Below are 2,646 nucleotides of genomic sequence, written 5' to 3'. Positions count from 1 at the left end.
CCGGGATCTACACTTGGCAGAGCTAAATCGCCAAAACTAGCTCCTACAGTCAATAGTAAGTGTAGATCCCCAATTTGTACTCCTCTACACTTCCACATCGCTCGGCACAAATTTACTTGTCTTGCCCGATCGAACGAAACTACCATAGCCTAGCTCGTTTAACTCATTCAGCCATTCTCTTGCCTGACTGGTATTCTGCGGTTTTAGCTTACCGAAAGTAGACTGGCATAGTTCTCGTGGTGTGACCCCACCCTTCACCCTCGCAATCTCCAATGCTTTTACCAATTGCGGCGGTAATGAGAGCGATTGCTCGGCAATAATTGTCAGTGCTTGACTGATGAAATACTGCATCAGTTTTACCGCTCGACTTACTATTTCTGGTTGAATGAACTCATCAACCCGACCATCGATACAACCCCAAGCGAGGTGAAGATTCAAGCACAACCGCGCCAACTGTCCCCCCGCCTTCGCCCAAGTATTCTGTTCCCAACTTCCCTTTGACGGATCGATCGCATTTTGCCCGTAGCCATCGAATGCCTGAGCAAACACTTTAAACGCTGCTGGTTTCAGCTTATAGGTAGTAGGTGCAAAACTGTTTACCTGACGGTAAACACCCGCTAGCATCTCAGTCAGATCGATTTCGCCATCATCGATCATTGGCGTGAAAGTATAGTTGAGCGTGGCATATAAAAAGCGGCTCATCAACCCATTATCATCATTCCCATTACCCACCAACTCCTGCAAGACCGCAGGCTGAATCGTGCCGATCGTTGCAAACCGAATATCGTGGTTAGAATAGGTAAACCCCGAACCAGCCCGCTCTCGACTGAGCTTTTGCCCGTCGTAGTAACTGAGGTATTTTTCGGTATCGTCGCCCTTGCCGCCGCGATGAGCGTTAGCCGATGAGAAAATCGCTTTTAGTTCGTCCTTGATATATAGTGCTGATTGTTCTGGCTGTTGCGCCGCAACATTCTCGATCGCTTCCATCGTAATATTGTTGAGATAGACGCGGCGACGGTGGGGGATATCTGGCTGGGATACCTCTTGCTTCATCTCCTTGGCAAGACTATCCCAAAGATTTTGCTCGACCTCATAGCGACGGTATTCCTGCTGATAGATCTCGTTGTAGCTCCTTTGAATCAGATCCAGCGGTTTAGTGAGCATCTGTTGTTGAACTGGCGATTTCCGGTGTCCAGATGCACCAACTACCGCCCCGTAGAGGTTCCCTGGCTGGTAATAAGTACTTTTGATCTTGATTTGACTCTCACTATGGAGCATTCCCCCAATTCCTGTCAGGAGGTAGAGAATATAAGGTTCGCAACTATGCCCCAGACTGGTAGCTAGGGTAGCGATCGGTTTAGCTAACTCCTGCGGCAAGATTTGGTAAATATCAACAGCGATCTTTTTACTGGCTATTAGTCTATCGATCTCAACTTTCGTAGCCGCCCGATTTCCAACTCTTTCTTGCTCCAAGCGCAAGCTCTCAGATACTTTTGCCAACTGAGTCACTGACTGCTTCAACTGTTTGGCTAGCTGTGCCAATTCAATTTGATAGTCGGTGGTGGGTAATTCGCGATCGAGTAAATCTGTCAAAGCCTCTCTGATAGCTAATGGTGTCGCTTGACTCGAAATCTCGACTGCTGCATCTGGCTGTGATTGAGTATTACTAGCCGATTGCAGACAGTTTTGGTACTCTTCTAGGTCGATTACCCGCGCGATAATTTCGACCTGAGTATAGTTACGATCGAGAATATCGTCGAAGACATCCATCCCCCCTTCCGGTTGTCGCCAGAGTCCAGCAGTCCCCGCTAGGTAGTAACCCGCGATCTGGTTGGGGAAGTCACGCTCGAAATTGGCAATGTAAGCCAATCCTTTCTTATCCCGATCTGGTGCCAGAACTAACTGTACGCCTGCTAAATCCGAGCGATAGTTGCCATAGTTCCCATAACCGCCACAACCGCCGATGGTGGTGGTAGCCGGAATCCCCAGACTCCATAACGCATCGACAGCGGGTTCTCCTTCGACTATAAATACATGTTCGCCGCGCTCGTAAGCAGCGCGTACTTCTGCATATCTGTAAATCGGAATGTGTGGGCGAATTGTAGGCGGACAACCCTTGAGCCACTTACTACCATTCCAGTATTCCGACCAATTCTTCTTCTCACCGTTGCCCAGATCGATGCGTACCGCCCGAACTAATGGCGCACCATCCCGTGTGGGGTAATCGAAATACCGCGTTTGCTGCGGTCGCAGAGACTTGACAAATTCTGGCATTCGCTCGCGGACAAATTCACCCTGAAAGCCATTCCGGGAGGGTTTGGTGTAATGCCAACCAGGAACTGTATGACCATCTATATAGGTATGACAGCCTACCCAATTCTCGTCGAATGAAATACTACAGTCGGCATCCTTAGTGCGACCGCAGACAGGACAAGGGTGATTTTTACCAGAACGTCGGAAATCAGATTTTTTATTAAGATATTCGTGCCGAGCGACAGATACATCTGGCTCTTCTCGATCGGGAAAGTTGTTATTGCGAAAAGTCATGGGTTAAGATGCTGTTAATAGTTAAAAACGCAAATATTGCTTTTACAGCAATTGCGAATGGAGAGCGGCTTGCGAGGCTGGCTCTCTTTTTGCGTTTGC

The 2,646-nt window shown here is 48.5% G+C and carries 1 protein-coding gene; it reads right to left on the bottom strand.

All coding sequences use genetic code 11. From position 1 onward, the window contains the following. Nucleotides 1–84 precede the first annotated feature (84 nt). Complete coding sequence (locus RMO79_RS21665; RefSeq protein ID WP_310485339.1) at nucleotides 85–2,547, bottom strand: DUF3987 domain-containing protein; 2,463 nt, start codon at nucleotides 2,545–2,547, stop codon at nucleotides 85–87. Nucleotides 2,548–2,646 lie beyond the last annotated feature (99 nt).

Origin of the sequence: Chamaesiphon sp. VAR_48_metabat_403, from assembly GCF_031422475.1 — a bacterium.
Lineage (GTDB): Bacteria > Cyanobacteriota > Cyanobacteriia > Cyanobacteriales > Chamaesiphonaceae > Chamaesiphon.
Note: the sequence above shows the minus strand (reverse complement) of the source record. Positions and strands in the feature narration are given on the sequence as shown.

Excerpts from the sequence above, each read along its gene's own strand:
- RMO79_RS21665 (WP_310485339.1), bottom strand. The coding sequence starts at position 2,547 with ATGACTTTTCGCAATAACAACTTTCCCGATCGAGAAGAGCCAGATGTA.